Here is a 24067-nt window from a genome sequence, read left to right on the forward strand (position 1 = left end):
CGACTTGACAGCTTCCCTGGATCCAGCACAATGGACGCCATTTCGCTCATCCCAAGGGCCGCCAATCGACGAAGGAAGACCGTGGAGAGCAAGACCAAGAACACGAAGACACGCCCGCAGATCGCGGCCATGGCCGCCAGGGCGTTCGGCGGCATGGCGCTCGCGGACGGCGAAGGCGCCGTGGTCGAGCTGAAAGACGGCTGGTTCAACGCGGCTTACAACATCCGGCTCGCCGATGGCCGGGAGGTCATCCTCAAGATCGCGCCGCCGAGAGGCGCGGAGGTCATGTTCTACGAAAAGAACATCATGACCACCGAGGTCGCCGCCATGCGCCTGGTCCGGCGAAACCCGGCCATCCCGGTGCCCCAGATCTACCATTTCGACGACGCCCGCGACCTGTGCGACTCGGACTACTTCTTCATGGAGAAGATCGCCGCGGACAACCTCGAGCACGTGAAATCGAGCCTCCCGCCCGAGACGCAGGCGTCCATCGACGTGCACATCGGCGAGATCGTCCGGGCGATCAACGGCTTCACCGGCACCTATTTTGGTTACGATGGGAACCCGGACCTGCGCGCGAGCACCTGGCGAGAGGCGTTCACCAGGATCATGGAGTCGGTGCTGGAAGACGGCGCCCGGAAAGGCGTGGCGTACGATCAGGGCTACGACGAGATCCGCGCCGCCGTCCTCAGGCACGCCCCCGCGCTGGACGAGGTCACCACGCCCTGCCTCGTCCACTGGGACGTCTGGAACCCCAATGTCTTCGTCAAGGAAGGCAGGGTCGCCGGCATCATCGATTTCGAGAGGGCGCTCTGGGCCGATCCCTTGATGGAGGCCCAGTTCCGGCTGCTCTCCGCCGAGGGCATCACCAGCTGCATGCGCGGCTACGGCAAGACCTCCTTCACCTTCGAGGAAGAACGAAGATGCCGTCTGTACTCGCTGCACCTCGCCCTGGTCATGAACACGGAGTGTTACTACCGCAACTACGACACCGATTCCATCCTCAACCTCTCCAGGCAGTGGATGGGCGAACACATGGCCTGGCTGAGCGCAAACTGAACGCTCATGGGCGAGAGCTCCAGGGTTGAAAAGCTGGGGACCGAGCGGGTCGGGAAGCTGCTGCTGGAGATGTCTTCCCAGACCACGCTCTCGCTGCTGGTCTTTACCGTCTACAGCCTCACGGACATCTACTTTCTCTCCGTGGGCGTCAACTCGCTGGCCGCAGCCGCGGCCTCGATCATCTCGCCGGTCCAGATCGCCCTCGGCGCCGTCGCCACGACCGTCGGGGCCGGCGGCGCCTCGGTGGTCTCCAGGGCGCTCGGCGAGCAGGACCTGGAGAAGGCCTCCCGGACGGTGGCAAGCACCTTCCTGATCTTCTGGACGGCGGCGATCACCATCACGGTCCTGGGCTCGGTCTTCATCGAGCCGCTCGTCTACCTGCTCGGGGCCACCGACAGCGTCGCTCCCTATGCCATCGAGTACGGGCGGATCATCTTCCTCGGCGCCATCGCCGGTACCGGCTACTCGGCCATCGTCAGGGCGGATGGCAACGCCAGGTACTCGACCGCCATGTGGATCATCCCGATCTGCGTCAACATCGTCCTGTGCTGGCTCTTCATCCTCGTCCTGCAGATGGGCGTCTCCGGCGCCGCCCTGGCGACGGTCTGCTGCCAGGCCACCTCGGCCGGCATGGGCCTCCACTTCTTCTTTTTCAGGAAGAACCGCTCCTATCGCATCAAGGCGTCTTATTTCAAGCCGGACTGGCCCATCATCATCGAGGTGGTGAAGATCGGATCCCCATCGCTCATCAAGAACGCCAGCGTCAGCCTGATCGCCATCGTCACCAACAACCTGCTCCGGCGGATCGGCGGCGACAGCGCGCTGAGCGTGTTCGCGATCGTGAGCCGGCTCTACTCCGGGATGCTCGCGCCGCTGACCGGCATCGTCCAGGGGATGCAGCCGCTGGTGGGGTACAACTTCGGCCAGAAGAAGCTCGAGCGGGTGCGGGAGGCCATCCGGCTCTCCCTTGGCGCCGCTGTCGCCTATGGATCGCTCGTCTGCGGCGCCTGCCTGGTGATGCCGGCCGCGCTGATCGCTTTGCTGTCCAGGGAGAGCGCGATCATCGCTGAAGGGCAGACGGCGTTGCGGCTGCTGGCGCTCTCTTACCCCCTGACCGGCGTGGCCATGGTCACGGCGGCCTCGTTTCAGTCGGTGGGCCGGGCCAGGGAGGCGCTGCTGCTCACCCTCGGGGGCATCCTGCTGGTCAAGCTCCCGGTGCTGCTGCTGGCCTCCCGCCTGTTCTCCCTGACCGGGATCTGGGCCTCCGAGGCGATCTCGGAGCTGATTCTTTGCATCGTCTCCTTCGTGCTGCTGAAGAACGCCCACGCTGGTTCTGGGCATGGCATGGGAAGAGCGCCTGATGCGGGCTGAGCCCGCCTCCAGACGGCCGAAACCGGCGCAGAGGCCGTCTGCGTACGGCGAATGTGTCCGTTGACACTCGTCGCGCGGTGCGGCTATACACTCGGCCATTCGCCTGCTGGCTGGCACCGTTCGTCTCGAAACACAGCAGGTCCGGACGTAAGTAAACAGAAGCAACGATACCAGCCGCGGCGCGCGGCTGAGGAGGGAGGCATCGATGAAGCTCTATGAGTTCGCTCCTACCCGCTCGATCCGTGTGCGCTGGGCGCTCCAGGAGCTCGGCGTGGATTTCGAGACCGTCCAGGTCAACCTCCGGGCCGGCGAGAATCGCCGCCCTGAGTTCCTCAAGCTCAACCCAGCCGGCAAGCTCCCCGTGCTCGTCGACGGCGACCTGGTGCTCACCGAGTCCGTTGCCATCGTGCTCTACCTGGCCGAGAAGTACCCCGAGAAGGGCCTGCTCCCGGCAGACCCCAGGGAGCGGGCCAAGGTCAACCAATGGCTGCTGTTCGCGGCGACCGAGCTGGAGCAGCCGCTGTGGCGCATCGCGCGTCACAAGTTTCTGTATCCGGAGGACAAACGCCAGCCGGGCGACATCCCCGTCGCCCGCGAGGACTTCAAGGCCATGGCCGCCGTGCTGGAGAAGCACATGGATCAGCGGCAGTTCGTCGTCGGCGACCGCCTGACGGTCGCCGATCTCGTGATGGCCTACACCCTCGACTGGGCCAGCGAGGCCGATCTCCTGGGCGACTTCCCGCAGCTTCGGACCTACATCGACCGGATGTACGCGCGCCCTCACGCGGCCCCGCGCATCGCCCAGGCGTTCGCCAGCCTGAAGGGGTGATGCGCTCGGCCGCCTCGGGGCGCACGCTTGCCGCGCTTGGGCCCCTGGGAGCCCCGGTGCAGCCTCCCCTCGGCGCCTCCGTCCCGGAACACATCTGGGCGGTCGACCGCGCCCAGCGTGTAGGCGCCGAGCGACCTGGGCGTGGAGCGTGAACGAGATTTCGGGCATACTGCCGCAAGAAACGGTCAAGCTCGATGGCGGCAAACGTTCTCGACCAGGTCCGGGCGGCGGCGGCGAAGAAGGTCCTCTACCTCCCCCACGCGGTGCGGCAGATGAGCCGGCCCAGTCGGATGATCTCGCCTGCCGAGATCGACGCCGCGATCGCTGCGGGCGAGCTGATCGAAGACTACCCGGAGGACGTGCGTGGCCACAGCTGCCTGCTCCTGGGGTCGGGGGACAGCGGCCGTCCTATCCACGTCGTGTGTGCACCGAAGCCGGATTACCTGGCCATCATCACGGCCTACATACCCCACCCCGATCAGTGGTCGGCCGACTTCAAACGGAGGAAGTGATCATGCAGTGCATGCATTGTAGAGGTGAGATGAAGCGCTCCCATGCTCCGTTCAGCGTGGACCGCAACGGATATCACGTGCGCTGGGACGCGGTGCCCGCATGGGTGTGCGAGCAGTGCGGCGAGCCCTACTTCGAATCGGCCGAGGTCGCACGTATCCAACGCGCCCTCGACGCGCTCGATCGCGAGACCGAGGCGGCGTGATCGACGGTTCGAGGGCAGCGAGCCGCCGCAGCGCGCCCTCGAGCTCGACATGCGAGCAGCCCAGGAGGGATGCCCGGCCGATGCCCGCCCGCGATGATAGAGTGGCGCGATGAGCCGCCGCGTCAGCAGCGACGGGACCGGGAGCCTCCAGATCCACTTCGCCTTCGATCGCAGGCTGGTGGAGGTCGTGAAGTCGCTCCCGTCCCGCCGCTGGAATCCCGAACAGAAGACCTGGCGCGTCCCGGAGACGCACGTGGTCGCGGTGGTGGAGGTGCTGCTCGCCGAGGGGTTCGGCTTCTGCGAGGTGACGCAGCGCCTCTACCGGGAACGCGGCGGGGCCCTCGCCCTCGACGAGGGGGGCGTCACGCCGATCCCCGCCGTGGAGCCAGCCCGAGCCGATGAGCCGCGCAATGGGGACGCGCGGCCGAGGCCAGCGGTGGCCGCGTCCGACTTCACCGTCTCGAAGCTCAACGGACAGGTCCGCGCCGCGCTCGAGGCGGCGTTTCCAGCCTCGATCTGGCTGGTGGGCGAGGTCTGCGGGTTCAACCGGGCCGCCCACAAGAGCATCGTCGGCTTCGAGCTCGTCGAGCGCGACGCCCACGGAAAGGAGATCGCCCAGGTCAAGGCGACCCTCTTCGAGAGCGCGCGCGCCGAGATCGAGCGGCGCCTCGCCGCGGCGGGTAACCCGTTCCTGATCGAGGACGAGATCCAGATCCGCGTGCGCGGGCGCGTGGAGCTCTACGTCCCCTGGGGCTCGTACCGGTTCCTGATCGAGGACCTCGACGTGGGCTACACGCTCGGCGAGGCCGCCCGGCGGAGAGAAGAGATCGTGCGCCGGCTCGCCGAGGAAGGGCTGCTCGATCGGAACCGCTCCCTGCCCTTCCCCGCCCTGCCCCTCCGCGTGGGCCTCGTGACCAGCCTGGGCTCGGACGCCTACAACGACGTGCTCGGCACCTTCAGGGAGTCAGGCTTCGCTTTCCGCGTCGTGGCGCACGGGGTGCGGGTCCAGGGGCGGCAGACGGAGCCGTCGGTGCTGAACGCCCTCGACTACCTCCGGGCGCGCGCCGCGGAGCTCGACGTGCTGCTGATCTGCCGCGGCGGCGGCTCGCGCACCGACCTCGCCTGGTTCGACTCGGAGCCGATCGCCCGCGCCGTCGCCACATTCCCGCTCCCCGTGGTCGTCGGCATCGGCCACGAGCGAGACATCTCGGCGCTCGATTTCGTGGGCTTTCGCGAGAAGACCCCGACCGCCGCGGCCGCGATGCTCGTCAAACGCGTCTCGGACGCGCGGGATGAGGTCGAGTCGTCGCTCCTGAGCATCCTCGACCAGGGGCGGCGGGTCCTCCGGTCGGCCTCGTCGGATCTCACCCGCCGGGCGACCCGGGTCCCCCGCTCCGCGTCGCTGCTCATCGCGCGCCGCGCGGGCCAGCTCCAGGAGGCGGTCCGCCAGCTTCGCCAGGGGGCGAGGCGCGATCTCGACGCCGCCTCGCATCGGGTCGACGAGGTGGCCTCGCTCCTCGGGCCGCGCTCGTCCCGGAGGCTCGCGCTCGAATCCGAGCGCCTCGAGTCGCGCGAACGGCGCCTGCGCCTCCTCGATCCGCGGCGCGTCGTGGAGCGGGGATATGCGATCCTGCGCACGACGGAAGGGGCGGTGCTCACCGACGCGGCGCGCGCGCCCCAGGGGACGACGCTCATCGCCGAGCTGAAGCGGGGCGTGCTGCGGCTTCGCTCGGACGGATCGGAGGAGACATAGGGTCATGGCAAAGCCGAAGCGCGGGACGAAGGAGCTGTCCGACGGGGACACGACAAGCCCGCAGCGCGCCACGAAAGAGGTCTCGTATGGCGAGGCGTCGTCGCGCCTCGAGGAGATCTTGCAGAACATCGAGGAAGGTCAGGTCGACATCGACGCGCTCTCCGCGCTCGTGAAGGAGGCCGCGGATCTGGTGACGCTCTGCCGCCAGAAGATCCACGCCGCGGAGATCCAGGTGCAGACCATCACCGAGCAGCTCGAGCGCGAGGCGCCGGTGACCACGGTCACGGACGAAGACGACGAGGACGACGAAGACGACGAGTAGCGGGGCGCAGGCGAAACCCATGAGCGCGACGTTCCGGCCCGCCAACTACCGGGATGTCGGCGAGATGCTCGGGCTCTGGCTCGACGTCTCGCCGATCCCTGCCGGCCGCCTGCTCCGCGGCGGGCGATTCGACACCATGACGACGGCGGGCGATCTCGGTTTTCCCGGGACGATACTGAACCTCCGGCGCGGTGCCGATCCTGGTCACCTCACGGGAGTCGAGGTCGTCCACGTCGCCGCGGAGGACGACATCGAGAACTACGACACGCGGCAGCGACGGGTGAGGAGCTGGATTGGAAAGGCTCTTTCCTCGCTCGCGGCCCCCGCCCTCCCCTGGCCTGTCTACGTCCACTGCACCTCGGGGAGAGACCGGACCGGGGTCGTCATCGCGGCGGCCCTGCTCGCGATCGACGTGCCGCGGCAGGTCGTCGCGGAGGAGTACATGCTCAGCGACGGCGCCGACCGCATCGCCATCGATCGGGCCATCGAGGGCATCCTGGAGTGGCTGCCGTCCGCCGAGGTCGACAGGGCAAGGCTGCGGGGCGCGCTGACCTCGGGCGGAGGAAGCTGAGCCGCCGGCACGCAGGGGTCTCCTATCGGACCTTCGAGGCGACCCAGGTCACCCAGGTTGAGGTCGCGCCGGATCGGCGCGCGGGTCGCTGGGGCAGAGCGTGGGGACGGCCACCGGCGCCCGCGCCGGCACCACGGCACGGCCGGGCGCCGGCGTCCGTCGACAGGGCAGCGCTACGGCAGGTCGAACGCGAAGAGCGTGTTGCCCGGCGTGCCGATGCCGAAGCTCTCGTAGCCGCTCCCCCAGAACACCGTACCGCGCACCACCGCCGGCCCGGCATTGACGGAGCCGTCGGCCGGATGGCTCCAGAGGACGTCGCCCGTCGCGGCGTCGAGCGCGTGGACGTCACCGCTCATCGAGCCGCCGTAGACCACGCCGTTCGCGACCGTCAGCGGCCCCCTGGTCTGCGCGCCCGGCGTGGGATCGGGCGTCTGCCACAGGATGTCGCCCGTGGCGGTGTCGAGCGCGCTCCACGAACCCCAGTTGATGACCTCCCCGGAGGGCTGCAGCGTGTATTCGACCTGGCCGTTGTTGCCGATCGGCACGTAAATCCGGTTCTGGTCGACGGCGACTCCCCACATGATGCCGCCCAGCTCCCCGCCGGGACCGACCAGCGTGCTCCACACCACGCTGCCGTCGTCCCGATCGAGCGCCCAGAAGATACCGCTCTTCTGGCCGGCGCCGACCAGATCGCGGCGCTCCGCCCCGTGGCCGGCCGTGAAGAGCGTGGCGCCCGTGCCGAAGTCGTAATCCGGGCCCGCCGGATCGGGGCACCAGTCGCCGCCGAAGTAGCAGGCTCCCGTCCAGGCGTCGAAGCCCTGGAGCCGCCGCGCCCACTTCAGCGCGCCGGTGCGGAGGTCGAGCGCGAGGACGGCGTCGATATAGTCGTCCGGCGCAAGGCAGGCCTCGGCGGCGACGGGGTCGTCGCCGGCGGCCTCCACGCACGCGGAGACGGACGGCGGCACGGTGTAGTTGTTGCCGGTGGTCACGTACAGCGTGCGGCGCTTGAGGTCGATCGCGGGCGCGCCGCCCCACACGGCGCCGCCGGTGTAGCCGGCAGGCACCGTGTAGCGCTTCCAGAGCACCGCCCCGGTCCCCGCGTCGAGCGCGACCACGCTGCCGCGGAAGCTGCAGCACGGATAGGCGTTGTCCGCCGCGAAGAGCTCCTCGCGCGAGGAGACACCCACGTACACGCGGCCGCCATGCACGACGGGAGACTGCGTGATGATCGCCGCGGGGTGCGTGTCGAGCTGCCTCTTCCACAGGAGCGCCCCGGTGCGCGTGTCCACGGCGATCATGTGCGCGCCGGCGAGGGTGCCGAGGAACATCGTGTGCCCGTGGAGCGCGGGGGTCGTGCGCGAGACGGCGCCGGCCGTGCCCGTGAGGGCGGCGATCGTGCGCGTCCAGATCGGGTGCCCGGTCCTGGCGTCGAGCTTGTACAGCTTGCCGCCCCCGTCCGGAAAGTAGACAGCGCCGTGGTCGACGGCCGGCGTCGCGGGGACGATGCCGGTCGTGGTGAAGGCCCACTTCACGGCGAGCGATGCGACGTTCGATGGCCCGAGGTGGTGCTCGTCGCGCGCGTAATGCGTGTTGGCCAGATCGTAGCCATAGACGGTCCAGCGCCCGGCGCCCGTGCCCATGGCCGTGCTCCCCAGGACGACACTGAGCAAGGCGAGACATAGGGCGGCCCCGATCGCGGACCGGACCCAGAAGATGCGCTTCATGGTGCTCCTCCCGGGGCATCGAGGTGAGCGGCGATCGGCCACCCGACACGCCAGTTCCGTCGCCTCTGCAGCACGAGGCCCCGAATCTACGTCACGCGGAATCGAGCTGGGTGTCAATCGGAGAGAGCAAGGCGGCACGGAGCCCCTTCCCATGGCCGGATACCGGGGTAATCTCGGCTCCTCGGAGGTGGGCCACGAACCGGAACAGCGCATCGAGTCCGCGCTCGCGGGCGACGACCACGAAGACCACTGCAGCGAGGAAGAGCAGCGCCGGGGAGCCGAAGAAGTCCGCCGCGCCGCGGAAGGCCGCCGCGCCGAAGGCTCCCGCGAGGCAGAAGGGCGCGGCGCGCAAGAAGGAGCCGCCGCCCTCGCCGGTGCCGAAGCTCCTCGGCGTCCTGGAGTCCCAGAAGCAGCTCGGCGGCGCGTCGTACCCGCCGACGCTCGAGCGGCTGACGGAGCTGACCGGTGACACGCTCGCGGTGACGAGCAAGGCCCTGACGACCAGGGAGGCGAAGGGGCGCGTGCTGCTCTCCCGCGCCGCGGGAGGCAAGAAGAAGCCAGCCCCCGGCGCCACGCTGGTGCTGCTCGCGGAGGACCTGGAGGCGGTCGCGCAGTCCGATCGGCTCCTCGAGGTACAGCTGCAGTCGGCGCGGAAACCCGACGCTCCCGCTGTCGACCTGGCGCAGCTCCCCAAGGGCCTCCTTCCCGCCCTGGGCCGCGCGTTCAGGGCGGCGCTCGATCAGCGCATCGTCGATCGCCGGCTCCCCCGCACCATCGGCGCCTTGCTCGGGAAGAAGCCGCTGCTCTTCTTCCTCGCAGACGCCGTCCTCCCGGCCGCCGGCGCGCCGGCGCGGCCCGCCGCGATCGCGACCGACGACGCTGCCCGCCGCGCGGCTCCCGACGGCGCCGGCAGCGCGATCTCCAACGGCCCCGTCACCTCGGCCCAGAGCGGCCCCGGCGCGCCGGCCATCTCCTTCGTCGATCGCTTCGACGCCGCCTTCTCCTCGCTCGACCGCGCCTCCGGCCGCCTCAACTACGTCACGCTCCACGCGCTCCGCGCCGCGCTGCCGGACATCCCGCGCGACACCTTCGACACGGAGCTCGCAGCGCTCCGGCGGCAGCGGCGCTACTCGCTCGACCCGTCCGACGGCCGCCACCACCAGATGGCCGAGGCGGAGCGCGACGCAGGCATCATGGAGGCCGGGAACCTGCTCGTCTACGTGGCGCGGAGGGACGACGCATGAGCGAGGAGCCGACGTTCGAGCGCTTCCTCGCGGCGGTCCGGGGCACCAACCCGTTCCGAAGCCACCGCATCACCGACGTCGGGGGCGGCGAGGCCACGGTCGAGTCGATCCACAAGAGCGCCTTCACCAGGCTCGTGCGCGTCGTGCAGGACGCCGCGAAGGAGCCGACCAGCATCGGCGCGCTGCTCATCGGCGCGCCCGGGGTCGGCAAGAGCCACCTGCTCGCGCGGCTGTTCCAGTGGGCCGGGGAAGACAGGGCGACTGTCGTCTACCTGCACAACATCCTCGCGTCGCCCGAGCGGATGCTCCGGTACGTGCTCAACGCGACGGTCAGCGACCTCGCGGGGCACCGCGGCAGCGACTACACGCAGTCGCGCCTCTACACCGTCCTCAACCGCGCCCTCATCCGGACGGGCGCGCTCAAGGGCCGCAAGATGATGACGGGGCCCAGGGAGATCGAGGCGCGCAAGGAGGCGCTGGCCCGCCTCGGCGCCAAGATCGACCCGCAGAGCGCCGTCATCCCCGTGCTCAACGCGTTCCTCACCGGGACGTCGCACGCGAGCCTCGGCGACGCCGGCGCGGAGAAGCGCGCCCAGGCGGCGGTGCTCTGGCTCTCGGGCGAGACGCTCGGGCCCGACGAGGCGCGCCTGCTCGAGCAGGCGGCCGGGGAGGACGGCCTCGCCCTCGCGGACGACGCCGCGGTGGAGCGCGTCCTCCACGTCCTCGCGCACCTGTGCGCCCTCGCCGAGCTCCCGCTCGTGCTCTGCCTCGACCAGATCGACAACCTCGACGCCGATGCGGTGCGCGCCCTGATGTCGTACGCGCACGCGCTGCTCGACCGGGCGAAGCACCTCGTCGTCATCGTCTCGGGCGTGAAGCAGTCGATGCTCTCCCTGCGCACCGGCGAGGTGATCCCGGCGGCCGCGTGGGACCGCATCGCCGAGCGGATCCTCGAGCTGCACATGGTCTCGCCGGAGGAGGCCCGCGCCATCCTCGAGGGGCGGCTCGACGCCGCGCTCTCCGGCTTCGAGGAGAAGGAGATCGAGGAGGTCATCGCCGCGCGCAAGCGCGATCGGCTCTTCCCGCTCGGCAGCGCGTGGCTCGAGCGGCGCCTCGACGGCGTGCAGGAGCTCCGGCCGCGGGACGCGATCCTCTGGGCGCGCGACCGCTGGGAGGCGCAGCAGGACCGGCTCGCGGCCGTCGGCGGCAAGCGCTGGCTCAAGGAGTGGCCCGGCCCCGAGGACGGGCCGAAGTCGCCGCCGGTGAAGCTGGAGGACGTCATCGACGCCGAGGTGAAGAAGAAGCTCGTCGAGGGCACGACCCGCCGACGGCTGCAGCAGGCGTCGCTGCCGCCCGACGAGGACAACCTCGCGAGCCTGACCCACCACCTGCTCGCCAGGTGCGCCGGCAAGGGCGCCTCGACGCTCCTGAGCGTCGAGCACGCCACCGCGAAGAAGCGCGGCAAGGCCGCCCCGGCGCACCACCTCGTGGCCAGGGAGAAGCGCGCGGACGGCGTCATCGTGACCACCGGCGTGACGTTCCTCTGCGCGCCGAGCGGGCACGGCGCGCGGCTGCCGCTCCAGCGCATGGTCGAGGACACCAAGCACACGGACAAGCGCATCCTGGTCACCGACGAGGAGCGCCGGCCGCTCCGGCTCGGCGGCGCCGGCAAGGCCGCGTACGACGCGCTCTGCAAGCTGGGCCGCCAGCGCTTCCTCCACCTCCACCTCGACTTCGCCGGGCACGCGGAGCTCGACTCGCTGGTGGGGCTCCTCGGCGCCGCGAGGAGCCATGATCTCGAGATCGAGCACCCCCGCGGGCAGTACCGCAAGGTGACCGAGGCCGAGGTGCTGGCGTCCTTCGAGCGCCAGAGCCTCCTGCTCGCGCACCCGCTGCTGCGCGAGCTGCTCACCGAGGAGATCGTGAAGGGCGGCGGGGACTCGACGCCGCCGCCGGCGTGGGATCCGCAGCAGACGCGGGAGCACATCATGGCCGAGCTGTCGTGGCGCCTCGGCCTGATGGCGAAGGAGCTCGCGCAGATCTTCGCGAGCCGCAAGAAGCTGCACGAGAAGCGCTTCCCGGAGGTGTGGTCGCACATCAAGAAGACGGCGCAGGCGCTCCATGACGAGGGCCACGTCCACGCGACCGCGACCGACGACGACCTCTTCGTCCAGCTGCGGGGCAAGAAATGAGGCTCGTGCACGTCAACGTGACCCAGCTCCGCGTCGCGGCGACGTGCCCGAGGCTGCACTGGTTCGACGCGCGCGCCACGGCCGAGCGGCAGGACGGGCGGACGGTCGTGAGCCGCATCTGGCGCAAGGGCGGGGAGGCGCCCGGCTGCGGCGCGCTGTTCCACACCGCGGTGGAGCGCTTCAACGCCGCCGCGGCGAGCTCGGACGAGGTGCTGGCGGCGCTGGAGGCCGCCGGCGACGCCCCGGGCCTCCAGCAGGCGCTGATGCGCTGGTTCAACGCCTCCTGCCTGAACCTCGACGCGCTCGCGGCGCGCCCGGTGCCGCTGCGGCTGGGCTTCATCTCGGCGGTCCAGCTCTACATGGAGGAGCTCGCGCGGCTCGCGGCGCACGCGAGGGCGGCGGGCCTGCCCGCGGCGGAGCTCCGGGCGCAGCTCTTCGGGGACTCGCGCAAGCGGGTCGACGTGACGTTCCACGTGGGGGAGGACGTCCACGTCCACGTGACCGGGGCGATCGACTACGTGTACTTCGATCCGCGGGTCGGGAAGCACCGCATCGTCGACTACAAGCTCACGCCCGCGACCTCCCCGAACAGCGATCTCTTCCAGATCTTCACGTACGCGCTGATGCACCACCACCAGCACGGCACCCGGCCGGACGTGGCGGTGTTCTACCTGCACCCCACGCGCAGCGTGCGCGAGGCGCGCTGGGAGGAGATCGAGGCGAAGCGCGGCAAGGTCCACGAGCTCATCGCCAGCATGGTGGCCTGGTCCGACCACGCGGTGGGCGCGGGCGGGCTCGCGCCGCCGGGCGACCGCGCGTACTGCGGCGGCTGCAAGCACGAGCGCTCCGGGGCGTGCGTCGCGCAGCTCGGCCACAAGGACGTGGGCGCGTGGGACAGGCGCTGGACGGCGCTCGAGGCCACGCGCGGCGGCGGAGCGCCGGAGGGGCGCGAGCCCGCCGCGGCCAGCGCGCCGGCGGCGGACGAGCCGATGGTGGAGGACGATCCCGAGCTCGACGAGGCGCTGGCGGTCGTGAAGCCGGCCGTCGAGCGCCCGAAGCCGGCGCCGGCGCGGGGCCGCGGGCGAAAGGCGCCCGCGGAGGCGCCGCCAGGCGGTGCCAGGCCCGCGGAGGCGCCGCCAGGCGGTGAGCGCCCGCCCCCCGCGGCGCTCGACGCGGGAGCGAGGCCGCCGCAGGCCCGCACCGCGAGCGTCACCGGCATGCTCCTCGGCTTCGACGACGGCGGCTCGCCCGTCTGCGTGGACCCTGCGGTGCTCCGGACGCACGTCTCGGTCGTCGGCGCGGCGGGGAGCGGCAAGACGTGGATGGCCAAGGTCATCGCGGAGGAGGCGCTGCGCGCCGGTGTCCCGGTCGTCGCGATCGACCCCCAGGGCGATCTCGTCCAGATGATGGAAGCGCGCCCGCCGTCCGACGTGCCAGCGGAGCTGCACCGCGCGTGGGAGGAGCTCCGGGAGCGCATGGAACCGCGCATCCTCACGCCCGGGTCCTCGCACGGCCTGCGGCTCTGCCTCGACCCCCTGCGGCTCCCGAGCGCGGGCGAGCTCTCGCACATCGCGAACCCCGCGCTCCGCGCCGAGGAGGAGGAGGGCTTGCTCGTGGCGGTGGCGGCCAACCTCGTCAGCCTGTGCGCGTGCGGCGGCGAGGAGGAGTCGCAGCGCACGTTCCTCTACCAGGTGCTGCGGCACCTGCCGCGCGCGGCGCCGGTCCGGCTGAGGGACATCGTGGCCGCCGTCACCGCGCCCGAGGACCTCGGCATCGACGACGTCGACAGCCTGATCCGCAAGTCCGAGCGCGAGCGGCTCGCGCGAAAGCTCAACACGTTCGTGCAGGGCCCGTCCGCGCGGCTCTTCTCGGGGGGGACGCGCCTCGACTTCACCGAGCTGCTCCGGCCCTCGAAGCCGGGGCGCGTGCCGCTCAACGTCGTTTACCTGAACGCGCTCAGCAACGACGACGAGAAACACTTCTTCCTCGCCGCCCTCGCGACAGAGCTGTACCGCTGGATGATCACGACCGTGGACGCGACCTCCGGCGGCGTGAACCTGCTCTTCTACATCGACGAGGCGCGCGACTGGATCCCGGCCGGCGGCAGCAAGCCGCCCGCCAAGCAGCCGCTCATCCGGCTCTTCACCCAGGGCCGGAAGTACGGCGTCGGCTGCTTGCTGTGCACCCAGAGCCCTCGATCGGTGGATTACAACGTGTTCGGCAACACGAGCACGAAGCTCATCGGGCGGCTCGAGGCGGCCCAGGACGTGGAGCGCGTGATCGACTGGTTCACCGTCGAGGGCGGGGCCCCTCCGTGGGTCGCCGCGCGGAAGGGGGCGCCGAAGGGGAGCTTCGTCGCGCGCTGGCCCGACATGCCCGCGGAGCTCGCGGGCCGCGCGTTCAAGGGGCGAACGCTCTTCACGCGCCACGCCGGCGCATGGTCGCCCGACCGCGTGGAGCGGGCCGTCACCGAGGCGGGGCTCCGTGGCACAGGCGGGTGACGCGCCGGGCGCGGCGGGGTCGAGGCCTCCTCACAAGCAAGGCATTCGCCGGGATGGAGGTAGGCACGAAGGTGGTGCATGGACCTGGACAATCCCGTGATTCGACTCTGCGCGGAGGGCACCCGGGCGGAGTTCGAAGGCAGGAAAGAGGATGCCCGGGAGCTCTATCGTCAGGCGTGGGCTGTCTGCAAGGACGACTACGACGCCTGCGTGGCGGCGCACTACGTCGCACGGTTTCAGGACACGCCGGAGGAGGCGATGTCGTGGAATCGAGAGGCGCTCGTTCGCGCGACGAAGGTCGACGATGAACGTGTCCAGAGCTTCTACCCTTCGTTGTATGTGAACCTCGGCCGCTCCCATGAGCTGCTTGGCAACCGAGAGGAGGCCGAGCACTTCTACCGGCTCGCGGCCGAGCTCGGCCTCGAGCGTCAGCCGGACGAGTAGGGATCGCGACATCCCCAGAAAGCCCGCGACACGAGATGGCTCCCGTTCAACGACTTTCGAACCCGCGCCGGGGCGACCGACGACGTGGAGCTGCGCACGCACACGGTCGGCGGAAAGACGCCCGGACGGCTCGCCTTCAGCGCGAGCTGCATGGCGCGGCGAGATGGAAAGCTCGGGCCGGAGAGGCGCGCGCCCGGCGGTGACAGGCTCGAGGTGAAGGGGACGCCGCCGGCGGCACATCAGCGGACCGTGGACTTCGAGGACATGACCTGCTTCCTCATCGTCGAAGCCCAGGGCCCGGATCCGCTGCCGCCCGAGGCTGATCGGCTGCGCTTCCTCCAGTCGCTCAAGCGGACGGGAAAGCCTGTCTGGTGAGGCTTCCCCGGGCTGGCTGCGCCTGCGGTCGACCGTCTTCGCTCGCGGACCACCTCTTCACACGGGATGCCCATCCTGGTCAGTCTGGTCCGACTGACTGGAGAATTTATTGAGAAATGCGACGAGACCGCCGCTGGGCACTTCGACGACCGTCGCCCCGTCTTGCCAGACGCCGTTCTCCTGGGCCCATTGGCTATTGATGGGGTCACCTTGATTCTGATGAATATTGTGGACCCCGAAGCCGTCCGTGTACGGCTCGCCGAAGACCCAGATCCGCTGACCGACCGAGAGCAGCGCCTCGAGAGCCTCTGCCGCCTGCACGTTGTTGCCAGCCTCCCAGGGGGGCACGACGCGGCGGAGCAAGCTATTCAACCACTCGACAAATGGCGACGGGCGCATGACGAAGACACAGCCCGGATTGGCGCGAAATCGACCGTCCCGCAAGTAGTCGAGGACCTTTCCATCAGGCGCGCCAGGGCCCGGAACGTTGCCCGCGCGAAGCAGATGAAACCCGCTGCCCAGACCGGTGATGGCCGTCCATTCCGACGGTCGAAGGACCACCGTTTTCCACTGGACCCCGATGTTGCTCTGCTTGCTGTCGACGTCCACGGCACATTGATAACTGTGCCCTGCCGCAGATACGGAGAGCTTGACGTGGAACCACCGCCCCTGGTTATCAGGCTTGTCCCGTTCGAAGCCCGCGAGCGTTCCCGCCAGTACACCGTAACCGTCGTTCAGCATGCTCCACCTCTCCCGACGAACTTGGCTGGTTCCAGCTGCTGTCTCATGACGCGGGCGTATCCTTCTGAGGAACCGGGTCGCTCTCGCGCAACGTCGAGGGCCGCGCCAGAATTCACCAAAACGCGCACGGAAGCAAGATCTCCGCCCAATGTTCTCCGCTCTTCCGTCGTGCTCGCGAGCGGTGCAGGGCCGCAAACGGCAGGACAAGCGCGCGGCCACCGGTCGTTCGATGAGGGCTTTGAGGAGCGTCCTCGGGGGTTGAGTAAAGGCCAATGTCCCCACCGCCCCCGTACTCGGGGGGTCGGTCTGTCGAAGTTCACGCTTGCCCGGGCACACGCGGCGTGCCTTGATCGAGCCCATGACGACGGGGTTCTTCGAGGCACGTGGCTTTCGTTTCCGGCTCGATCGCGAGGGCGCCGAGGTGAGCGGGACGCCGACGCGCGCGGTCCAGGCCACCATCGAGCCCGACGAGGCGAGCCTCGACGGTGACGAGCCGCTGGCCGAGCTCCTGGGTCGCCGGCTGTCGGCGCTGCTCGGCGGGCCGGTGAGCGACGAGGAGGGGATCTTCGACCTGGCGGTCGAGCGCGACGGGGTCGTTGTCGCGGCCGTGCAGCTCTCGTGCGGCGAGGACGACGAGGACGTGCTCGAGCTGCTCGGCGAGCGGTCGTCTTCGCTCCCGGTGCGCGCGCTCGTCGAGGCGCTCGTCGAGGCGCTGCGGGGCCCCGGATGACGGCGCGCGCGGCGCGCCAGCACGCCGTGTCGGCCCAGGTGAAGCCGATCGAGGACGGGTTCCTCGTTCCGCCCGGCCATCCTGGGGCGGGTGAGGTCACGCCGAGCCGCTTCGTCATGCTGCCGGTCCCTGGCGTCGAGCACAGCCCTCAGTACTTTCGCTACAGCGCCGCGCTCCAGGGCGACCCCCGTACCTCGGAGTTCTTCGTCCTGATCGCCACCCCTGGAGGTGATCCGTCAGCCGCCCCTCGAGCGCTCCCCCACCTCGAGCGCGCATTCCCGTCCGCGACTGTCGCTCTGCTGCTCGATGCTCGTACCGGATGGGCTCGCGCCAGGGTCTCTGCGCTCAAGGAGGGAGGCCGCAAGGAGCTCGCCGCCGGCTGCGTGGCCGCCGTCCTCGCCGGTGCGAGCTGGGACGAGTCCGACCCCATCCTCGTGGAGCTGGACGAGGAGCACTTTGCCGTGAGCCTCGTCCACCACGTTGACCTCTGGGATGCGGTCATCGATACCCACCCCATCGACGCCACCCCGCCGTGACCGGCCCGGGGCCCGCCTGACCGCGGGGCTCGAGGACCGCGGCCTGCCGATCAGACGTCGACGAGGACGTCGAACCCGCCGTAGATCATCCGCTTTGCGTCGAAGGGTGAGTCCTCGTTGTTCATCTGCATGCGCGGGTCCTCCATCACCTTCTTGTTGCCCTCGTCCCGCACCTCCTTCGAGGGCCAGACGATCCACGAGAAGACGACGACCTCGCCTTCCTCCGCCTTCACCGCGCCCTTGAAGTCGGTGATCTTGCCGTCGGGCACGTCGTCGCCCCAGCACTCGACGACGCGGATCGCCCCGTGCTCCTTGAACACCGCCGCGGCCTTCTCGGCCAGATCGCGATAAGCCTGCTTCTTGCCCGCGGGCACGGGCACAACGAAACCGTCGACGTAGCTCATCGTTGTTCTCCTCTCGTTCGGCCCCGTTCCAAACAGACCGCCGCCGCGACCCGCGCGGCGGCGCGCCGACCAGCTCGGGGGTCGGGGTGATGCCTCAACGCGATCGACGAAGGCAACTTCGCTGCAAGGCCACCGGGCGGCCGCGCGCAATGGCTCACGGCGTTCGAGCGGGCCGGAAAGCGAGCTCGGCGCGACAGGCCTGCCGGGCGATCACCCAGGGCGAGGCAGCGCGCGCTCGCGGGCGCGCCACGCGGCCGGGGCCACGCCGTGGCGGCGGCGGAAGAGGCGGCTGAACTGGCTGGCGTCGGCATAACCGACCCGCTCGGCGATGATCTCGACGAGCTCATCCGTGTCGCGCAGGCGGCGCCGCGCCTCGGCGAGGCGGCCTTCGAGGATCCACGCCACCACGGAGCGGCCCGTCGACCGCTTCACCGCGGTCGTGACATGGGCGGGAGATCGGTGCACAGCGCGGGCGACCTCACCGAGGGTCAGCGGCCCCAGACAGCGCGCCTCGATCACGGCGAGCGCCTCGGCGACGATCGAGGGGGCCTCGGGGGGAGCTGCCTCGCGCGGGGCGGCGCGCACGATCTCGGCGAGCAGGAGCCCGAGGAGGCTCTCGGCCACGACGGGCAGCATGCCCGACGACCGCGACAGCTCGCGCTCGAGCTCCTCGAGCAGGCCGAGCACGTGGGGCTGCCTGCTGGTCGGCAGCTCGACGACCGGGAAAGCCCCGCGCCGGACGCGATCGAGCGGGGCGAGCAGCTCCTGAAAACGATCTTGAGGGAGGCACGAGCGACAGAAGGCCACGCCGCGCAGATCCACCTTGCTCGCCGCGAGCCACCGGTGGGCATCGCCGGCCGGGATGAGGTGGACCTGGCCAGCCGTGAGCTCCAGCTCGCCCCGGTGCTCCACCCGCATCCGGCCGCCGAGGTGAAAGGCGAGGACCGAATAGGTGTGCACGGCGGCGCGCTGTATCGAGCAGATCTCCGGCGCGCGGCAGGCATGCACCTGGATCACGCCGGTCTCGAGGGCGTCCATCGTGAGCTGCGACTCCATGGCCACCGTCGCAAGGTAACACGCGTTGATGGGGCAGGCTCCTGGACCGGCCTGCCCAGGCTCTCGAGGCTCCCTCGGTCCGGCAGGCGACGCGGCGTCACACAGCGGCGGCCCCCGGCGCGCACCGGCGACCTGAACCCCACGGGCACATACATCATGGCGAATGGGTCACGCACGGCTGAGCTCCCTTGACAGCTGGAGACCGATTCGTTTTTTCTGAAGCTTGCGAGGTCACCCGGGGGTCCTCTTCGCGGCGCGCCGCAACCTCGCGCGGACGCCCGAATCACCGTGTTCTAGATCCAACATGATGGCTGCGCGCCCCGTTCGGGCGCGCGTCCCTCGCCTGGCGCGATCACGACACCGTGTTCGCTCCGGGCGACGCTCCCCTGTAAAGCTCATTATCAGGGAGGGTTTATGAATCACATGTTCAATTCCCATCAAGGCGTGTTCATGGCCTGTCTCTTCCTCCTTATCCCGCTGCTGGGGGCCGCGGGTTGCGCGGGGGAGGAGGAGTGGGGCTCCGACGAGCTCGTCGCGGTCGCCGCCCAGGCGCACCGGGTCCAGAGCGGCGAGCAGCTCTTCGAGAGAGCGACCTTCGGCGGCAACGGGCGCCGCTGCGTGACCTGCCACAGCGAGGAGACCGGCACGATCTCCCCGGCGGACGTGCAGGCGCGGTACGCGGCCAACCCGGACGATCCCCTCTTCCGCCCGATCGACAGCGACGATGGCGTCGGCGACAGCTACACGCGGCTCCTCAACGAGGCCACGATCCGCTTCGAGTTCCCGCTGCCCCCGAACGTCTGGATCTACGACGACCCCGCGGCCACGAGCGTGACCGTCTTCCGAGGCGTCCCCTCGGTCAAGAACTCGCCAGCGCTCGATCCGCTCATCACGTTCGATGCCCGGGAGCCCGACCTCGAGACGCAGGCCGCGAACGCGATCCTTTCGCATTTCGAGCCGACGGTCACGCCCACGCGGCGGCAGCTCGAGAAGATCGCCGACTACGAGCGGACGCTGTTCAGCTCGCGAGAGCTGCGCCGTTACGCGCACGGCGGGCCCGAGCCCGAGCTGCCTCGCGGCCACACGCGGTCCGAGAAGCGCGGGCGCAAGCACTTTCTCCCGAACGGCGTCTGCGGCCAGTGCCACAGCGGGCCCATGCTGAACACGAGCAGCGAGCAGTTCCCCTTCGGGGCGCTCACCAGGATCACCGGCGTGCTGACCGGCTTCTCGGGCGAGGTCCTCGGCACCTCGGAGGTTCGGCCGACGCCGAACCCGATGCGTCGCTATGCCATGGCCTGCCCGTCGGACGGGAGCGGCCTCCTCTGCTCCAATCCGGACCTGCTCCCGCTCATTGCCGTCTACCAGCCGAGGATCGAGAACGGCGTCCTCTCGATGCTGGCCGCCGATCCGGGCGCCGCTCTCTTCTTCGGCACCCTGGACGTCCTGGGGGACGGCAAGACGACCTCCCTCTGGGGCATCAACGAGACGGCGCCCTATTTCCACGACAACTCGGCCCCTACGCTGGAGGACGTCATCCACCACTACAAGCTGGCCTTCGAGGCCGCCCCGATCCTGGCCGCCCCGATCCTCGGGGGGCGCGCGACCCTGACCGCCCAGGAAGAGGCGGACATGGTCGCCTATCTCAAGCTCCTCTGAGCGGAGGGCCCCTCCGCCGCGCGGGCCCGCACGGGGTGAATGACGCAGGGCGGCTTCGTTCAGGAGCAGCGCGGCAATAGAGCAACATGTGTCCCACGCCGCGTCATCGAGCGCGGCGGCGCGGACGTACAGCGCGACAGCCGCGCCATCATCAAGCTGGACATGGCGACTCGTCGCCGGCCTTCCGTTCTGGCCGCTGCGAACCGCGGCCACGGCCGGTGGGCGGCAGCCTGCTCGCGGAGCTCGCGCGAGAGGCCGCGCGGCGCGCATGGGTGAACATCCATTGGTTCCCTCATGCCTTTGAGGAAAAGGGAACATGGGTGAACACCCAAATGTTCCCTCATGCCTTTGACGAAAAGCCCACATGGGTGAACATCAAAATGTTCCCGCATGCCTTTGATGAAAAATTAGAGCATCAATCACAGAAAAAAAGAGCCCTCACCGACACATCATTGCACCACATCCTCTCGACATGGGAGGATGTGGTGCGCGGGGAGCAGGGCAGCCACCGAACGTCGCGTGTCGGTCGCAAAAGACGCCCTTGCTGCTCCCGTCTGGGCTCTTTGAGCTGGAACATAACACCTGAGGTGAGTGCGATGCATACGTGGAGGAGCGGCATCCTCGTCGCCACCGCGTTCGCGGCTGGCTGTGTTGGCTCCGTGGGAGACGCCGAGGTCGACCCGGAGTTGGGCGGACAAAACCCCACCGGGGGCCCGGACGGCCCAGGTGCGAGCGGAGAGTGCAAGCCAGGAATCGCGCCGACATCGCAGATCCGGCGCCTGACGAACGCGCAGTACGACAGGACGGTCCGCGATCTGCTGGGCGTCACGGCGCTGACGGCCTCCGGCAACGTGGCGCCCTCGACGCTGCTGGCGACGGACCAGGCAGGGAGCCTGACGGATCTGGGCTGGAGCGCCTACAGGGCCGTGGCCGAGATGATCGCCGCGCAGGTGATGGCGGACCCCGCGCTCAAGAAGAACTTTCTGAAGTGCACGCCCAGCGGTGACGGCGCCGCGTGTTTGCATGACACGATCCTCGAGTTCGGGCGGCGCGCCTTCCGGCGGCCGCTGACGGACGCGGAGGTGGCGAGGTTCGGCGCGATCGTGGCCAAAGGGCCGGAGATCACCCAGAGCGGGGCCCCGGAGGAGGTCGCGGAGGCGCTGCTGTTCATGTTCCTGATCTCCCCCACGTTCATCCAGCGCGCGGAGATCACGGAGACGCCCGGCGGCGCCGCGGGGTTCACCCTCTCGAACCATGAGGTCGCGTCGCGCCTCTCTTACATGCTCTGGGGGACGATCCCCGACGAGGCGCTGAACCAGGCCGCCGATCAGGGCCAGCTGTCCACCGCGGAGCAGGTCCTGGCGCAGGCCCAGCGGATGCTCGAGGACCCGAGGGCCCGGCAGATGGTGGCCGCCTTCCATCGATACTACCTGGAGCTCGGGCCGAACACGCGCTGGGACTCGGCGCAGCGGGACACGACCATGTTCCCCATGTTCGATCGCGCGCTCATTCCGATCATGGCGGAAGAGACCGAGCGCTTCTTCGATCATCTGGTCTTCACGCGCGGCGGGACGTTCCAGGAGTTCCTCCTCAGCCCGGTCGCCTTCGTGAACGCGGCGACCGCGCCGCTCTACGGGCTCGATCCCGCCCGGTTCGGGGCGGATCTCGAGGAGGTGTCGCTCGACCCGACGCAGCGGCCGGGGTTCCTGACGCGGGTGGGCTTCCTCAACGCGTACTCGTCGTACAACCGCACCTCGCCGATCCTCCGGGGCGTGTTCATCACCAAGGACGTTCTCGGCATCGACCCGGGCACCCCACCTCCCGGCGCGCTCGAGACGCCGCTGCCAGAAGGGGACGATCTCGACACGAACCGCAAGCGCGTGGACGCGCAGACGGCGGGCGCGACCTGCGCCGCGTGCCACCACAACACCATCAACCCGCCGGGCTTCGTGATGGAGGCGTACGACGCCATGGGGTCGTGGCAGACGCAGGAAGCGTTGACCGGCGCGCTCATCGACACGGTGGCGGACGTGCGCATCGACGGGCAGCCCGTGAGGGTCACGAGCCCGGCCGATCTGATGGCGAAGCTCGCCGTCTCCCCGAACGCGCAGCGCCAGTACGCGCAGAAGTGGGTCTCGTACGCCTACGAGCGCGACGGCCACCCGCTCGACTCGTGCACGGTGCGCGACGTGTCCACGAAGATCACCGCCGGGGGGTACACGGTCCTCAACCTCGTCACGGACCTCACGCAGTCTCCGTCGTTCCGAACCCGAGCCGTAGAACTGGAGTAGGCGAATGAAGCGCAGAGTCTTCCTGAAGGGTGTCGCTGGCGCCGCTCTCGCGGCTCCGTTCCTGAGCTCCGTCCACGAGCGGGAGGTCAAGGCGCAGTCCGCGCCCCAGTCGTCGCCGCCCCGGCGCCTCGTGATCTTCTACACGCACAATGGGTGCCTCACCAACCGCTGGTTCCCGACCATCGAGAGCGGCTCCCTCACGGCCGAGCACATCAAGGGCACCACGCTGGCGGGGCTGACGCCGTTCGTGTCGAAGCTGCTGTTCCCGCGCGGCCTGAAGATGTTCAACTCCTACGCGGAGATCCAGTCCATCGACCCGCACGATCAGGCGATGGGGGGCAAGCTCACCTGCGCGCTCATCAGCGACGACAAGACGCGGTACGCGACGTCCCACTCGCTCGACCACGAGATCGCGAAGCAGATCAACCCCGGCAAGGCGAGCCCGCTCGTGCTCTCGGTCGGCCCGTCGAGCAGCAGCATCAAGGAGGTGCTGTCCTTCTCGGCGCCGAACACCGCCTTCCCGGCCGTCGTCAACCCCAAGACGGTGTACCAGCAGCTCACCGGGCTGTTCGGGGGCGGGCAGGAGACCGAGGCCGACTACCGCGTCAAGCGCGGGCAGAGCGCCATCGATCTCGTCAAGGACGACCTTCAGAGCTACCAGCGGCTCACCATGAGCAAGTCCGACCAGCGCCGGATCAGCGACTGGCTCGATCTGCTCCGCAGCACGGAGCAGAACGTCGCGCCCACGGCGTGCAACGAGGCGACCGCGGCCAAGGTCGGCGTCACGGCCGCCAAGATCGACGCCGCGAGCTCGGGCGGCGGGTTCGGCGCGGGCCTGGCCACCTCGTTCACGGCTGGCGGGGACATGATGATGAACCTCATGGCGCTGAGCATGATCTGCGACATGAACCGGTCGATGATCCTCGTCTATCCGGGTTACGTGACCTTCGACTGGGACAACATCAGCCACGACGCCGACCACCACGGCCTCTCGCATCGCAACGGCTCGTTCGCGGTGGGCGGGACCTGCAAGAACGGCGTGCTCGACATGATCGCGCAGATCGACGCCTGGTACGCGGCCAAGTACGTGCGGCTCGTCACCCTGCTCGACAGCATCGCGGAGGGCGATCGCACGCTGCTCGACAACACCGCCACGATGTGGCTCCCGGAGCTGGCCGACGGCAACGCCCACAACACGAACAACCTGCCGATCGTGATCGCGGGCAGCGCGGGGGGTTACCTCAAGCAGGGCCACGTGGTGAACGTCGACGGCGGGAAGCTCGGCACCGGCAACAGCGAGGCGGACTGCACGGGCGGCGACACGAGCGTCGGCTTCGGCACGGGCTCGAACACAGGCAACGTCCCCATCAACAAGCTCTACGTGACGCTGATGAACGCCGTCGGGTGCACGGCGGCAGGCGGTGGGCCCGTCACGGAGTTTGGAAAACTCGACAGCAGGGACGCTCAGGCCGGCATCACCAAGCCGGGCGAGCTCACCGCACTCAAGGCCTGAGAGCGGCGGTCACCCGCTTCGGATACGGGCCCACCTCGAC

Annotated in this window: 23 protein-coding genes; 18 read left to right on the top strand and 5 right to left on the bottom strand. The window is 69.6% G+C overall.

The genetic code is table 11. From position 1 onward, the window contains the following. Positions 1-81: 81 nt before the first annotated feature. The 8 genes from WME95_RS30010 to WME95_RS30045 all read left to right on the top strand — a co-directional run bounded on the left by WME95_RS30010 (position 82) and on the right by WME95_RS30045 (position 6620). Entirely contained in the window at positions 82-1059 is a 978-nt protein-coding gene (locus tag WME95_RS30010; protein ID WP_437902769.1) for a phosphotransferase family protein, read from the top strand. A 6-nt stretch (positions 1060-1065) separates the two neighbouring features. Further along, entirely contained in the window at positions 1066-2430 is a 1365-nt protein-coding gene (locus WME95_RS30015; protein ID WP_437902770.1) for an MATE family efflux transporter, read from the top strand. Between the two features lie 205 nt (positions 2431-2635). Beyond that, positions 2636-3259, top strand: coding sequence for a glutathione S-transferase family protein (locus WME95_RS30020; protein WP_437902771.1), 624 nt, complete (start codon positions 2636-2638; stop codon positions 3257-3259). Positions 3260-3453: 194 nt separating this feature from the next. After that, a complete protein-coding gene (locus tag WME95_RS30025) occupies positions 3454-3771 on the top strand; it encodes a DUF4258 domain-containing protein (protein ID WP_437902772.1) in 318 nt (105 codons plus the stop codon). Between the two features lie 11 nt (positions 3772-3782). Next, positions 3783-3974, top strand: a complete 192-nt coding sequence (locus WME95_RS30030; RefSeq protein ID WP_269454255.1) for a YgiT-type zinc finger protein — start codon at positions 3783-3785, stop codon at positions 3972-3974. A gap of 109 nt (positions 3975-4083) precedes the next feature. Next, the gene (xseA, locus tag WME95_RS30035; protein WP_437902773.1) at positions 4084-5727 is read left to right on the top strand and encodes an exodeoxyribonuclease VII large subunit; all 1644 of its coding nucleotides are present in this window, start codon (positions 4084-4086) and stop codon (positions 5725-5727) included. A gap of 4 nt (positions 5728-5731) precedes the next feature. Then, positions 5732-6049 (top strand): exodeoxyribonuclease VII small subunit, encoded by a 318-nt coding sequence (gene xseB / locus WME95_RS30040; RefSeq protein ID WP_437902774.1) that lies wholly within the window; start codon positions 5732-5734, stop codon positions 6047-6049. A 19-nt stretch (positions 6050-6068) separates the two neighbouring features. After that, positions 6069-6620 carry a tyrosine-protein phosphatase gene (locus tag WME95_RS30045; RefSeq protein ID WP_437902775.1) on the top strand — a complete coding sequence of 184 codons (552 nt, stop codon included), beginning with the start codon at positions 6069-6071 and terminating at the stop codon, positions 6618-6620. A gap of 173 nt (positions 6621-6793) precedes the next feature. Here the strand turns inward: WME95_RS30045 and WME95_RS30050 are convergent, their stop codons facing one another. Then, a complete protein-coding gene (locus tag WME95_RS30050) occupies positions 6794-8344 on the bottom strand; it encodes an outer membrane protein assembly factor BamB family protein (protein WP_437902776.1) in 1551 nt (516 codons plus the stop codon). A gap of 91 nt (positions 8345-8435) precedes the next feature. Then, on the bottom strand, positions 8436-8696 hold the full coding sequence (locus WME95_RS30055; RefSeq protein ID WP_437902777.1) for a hypothetical protein: 261 nt from the start codon (positions 8694-8696) through the stop codon (positions 8436-8438). 22 nt (positions 8697-8718) lie between these two features. On the opposite strand from WME95_RS30055, the gene WME95_RS30060 reads away from it, so the two are divergent. The 5 genes from WME95_RS30060 to WME95_RS30080 all read left to right on the top strand — a co-directional run bounded on the left by WME95_RS30060 (position 8719) and on the right by WME95_RS30080 (position 15100). Next, the gene (locus WME95_RS30060; RefSeq protein WP_437902778.1) at positions 8719-9588 is read left to right on the top strand and encodes a hypothetical protein; all 870 of its coding nucleotides are present in this window, start codon (positions 8719-8721) and stop codon (positions 9586-9588) included. Continuing rightward, positions 9585-11780 (top strand): hypothetical protein, encoded by a 2196-nt coding sequence (locus WME95_RS30065; protein WP_437902779.1) that lies wholly within the window; start codon positions 9585-9587, stop codon positions 11778-11780. The genes WME95_RS30060 and WME95_RS30065 overlap by 4 nt, the downstream gene beginning before the upstream one ends. Further along, positions 11777-14281, top strand: coding sequence for a helicase HerA-like domain-containing protein (locus tag WME95_RS30070; RefSeq protein ID WP_437902780.1), 2505 nt, complete (start codon positions 11777-11779; stop codon positions 14279-14281). Before WME95_RS30065 ends, WME95_RS30070 begins: the two co-directional genes overlap by 4 nt. 78 nt (positions 14282-14359) lie before the next feature. Next, positions 14360-14725, top strand: coding sequence for a hypothetical protein (locus tag WME95_RS30075; RefSeq protein WP_437902781.1), 366 nt, complete (start codon positions 14360-14362; stop codon positions 14723-14725). An 84-nt stretch (positions 14726-14809) separates the two neighbouring features. Then, positions 14810-15100, top strand: a complete 291-nt coding sequence (locus tag WME95_RS30080; protein WP_437902782.1) for a hypothetical protein — start codon at positions 14810-14812, stop codon at positions 15098-15100. Positions 15101-15157: 57 nt separating this feature from the next. Here WME95_RS30080 and WME95_RS30085 read toward each other — a convergent pair whose 3' ends face one another. Beyond that, positions 15158-15841 carry a DUF2278 family protein gene (locus WME95_RS30085; protein WP_437902783.1) on the bottom strand — a complete coding sequence of 228 codons (684 nt, stop codon included), beginning with the start codon at positions 15839-15841 and terminating at the stop codon, positions 15158-15160. A 358-nt stretch (positions 15842-16199) separates the two neighbouring features. Here WME95_RS30085 and WME95_RS30090 point away from each other — a divergent pair, with 358 nt between their 5' ends. Continuing rightward, positions 16200-16571 carry a hypothetical protein gene (locus tag WME95_RS30090; RefSeq protein WP_437902784.1) on the top strand — a complete coding sequence of 124 codons (372 nt, stop codon included), beginning with the start codon at positions 16200-16202 and terminating at the stop codon, positions 16569-16571. After that, on the top strand, positions 16568-17107 hold the full coding sequence (locus WME95_RS30095; RefSeq protein WP_437902785.1) for a hypothetical protein: 540 nt from the start codon (positions 16568-16570) through the stop codon (positions 17105-17107). The genes WME95_RS30090 and WME95_RS30095 overlap by 4 nt, the downstream gene beginning before the upstream one ends. Positions 17108-17157: 50 nt before the next feature. On the opposite strand, the gene WME95_RS30100 is transcribed toward WME95_RS30095, so the two are convergent. Beyond that, positions 17158-17511, bottom strand: a complete 354-nt coding sequence (locus WME95_RS30100; protein WP_437708444.1) for a DUF1428 domain-containing protein — start codon at positions 17509-17511, stop codon at positions 17158-17160. Positions 17512-17721: 210 nt separating this feature from the next. Further along, the gene (locus WME95_RS30105; RefSeq protein ID WP_437902786.1) at positions 17722-18567 is read right to left on the bottom strand and encodes a helix-turn-helix domain-containing protein; all 846 of its coding nucleotides are present in this window, start codon (positions 18565-18567) and stop codon (positions 17722-17724) included. 423 nt (positions 18568-18990) lie between these two features. On the opposite strand from WME95_RS30105, the gene WME95_RS30110 reads away from it, so the two are divergent. The 3 genes from WME95_RS30110 to WME95_RS30120 all read left to right on the top strand — a co-directional run bounded on the left by WME95_RS30110 (position 18991) and on the right by WME95_RS30120 (position 24027). Continuing rightward, positions 18991-20223 (top strand): hypothetical protein, encoded by a 1233-nt coding sequence (locus WME95_RS30110; RefSeq protein WP_437902787.1) that lies wholly within the window; start codon positions 18991-18993, stop codon positions 20221-20223. Positions 20224-20819: 596 nt separating this feature from the next. Then, complete coding sequence (locus tag WME95_RS30115; protein ID WP_437902788.1) at positions 20820-22514, top strand: DUF1592 domain-containing protein; 1695 nt, start codon at positions 20820-20822, stop codon at positions 22512-22514. Positions 22515-22518: 4 nt separating this feature from the next. Next, complete coding sequence (locus tag WME95_RS30120) at positions 22519-24027, top strand: DUF1552 domain-containing protein (protein ID WP_437902789.1); 1509 nt, start codon at positions 22519-22521, stop codon at positions 24025-24027. The last annotated feature ends 40 nt before the right edge of the window (positions 24028-24067 follow it).

Origin of the sequence: Sorangium sp. So ce327 (genome assembly GCF_051530205.1) — a bacterium.
GTDB lineage: Bacteria > Myxococcota_A > Polyangia > Polyangiales > Polyangiaceae > Sorangium > Sorangium cellulosum_B.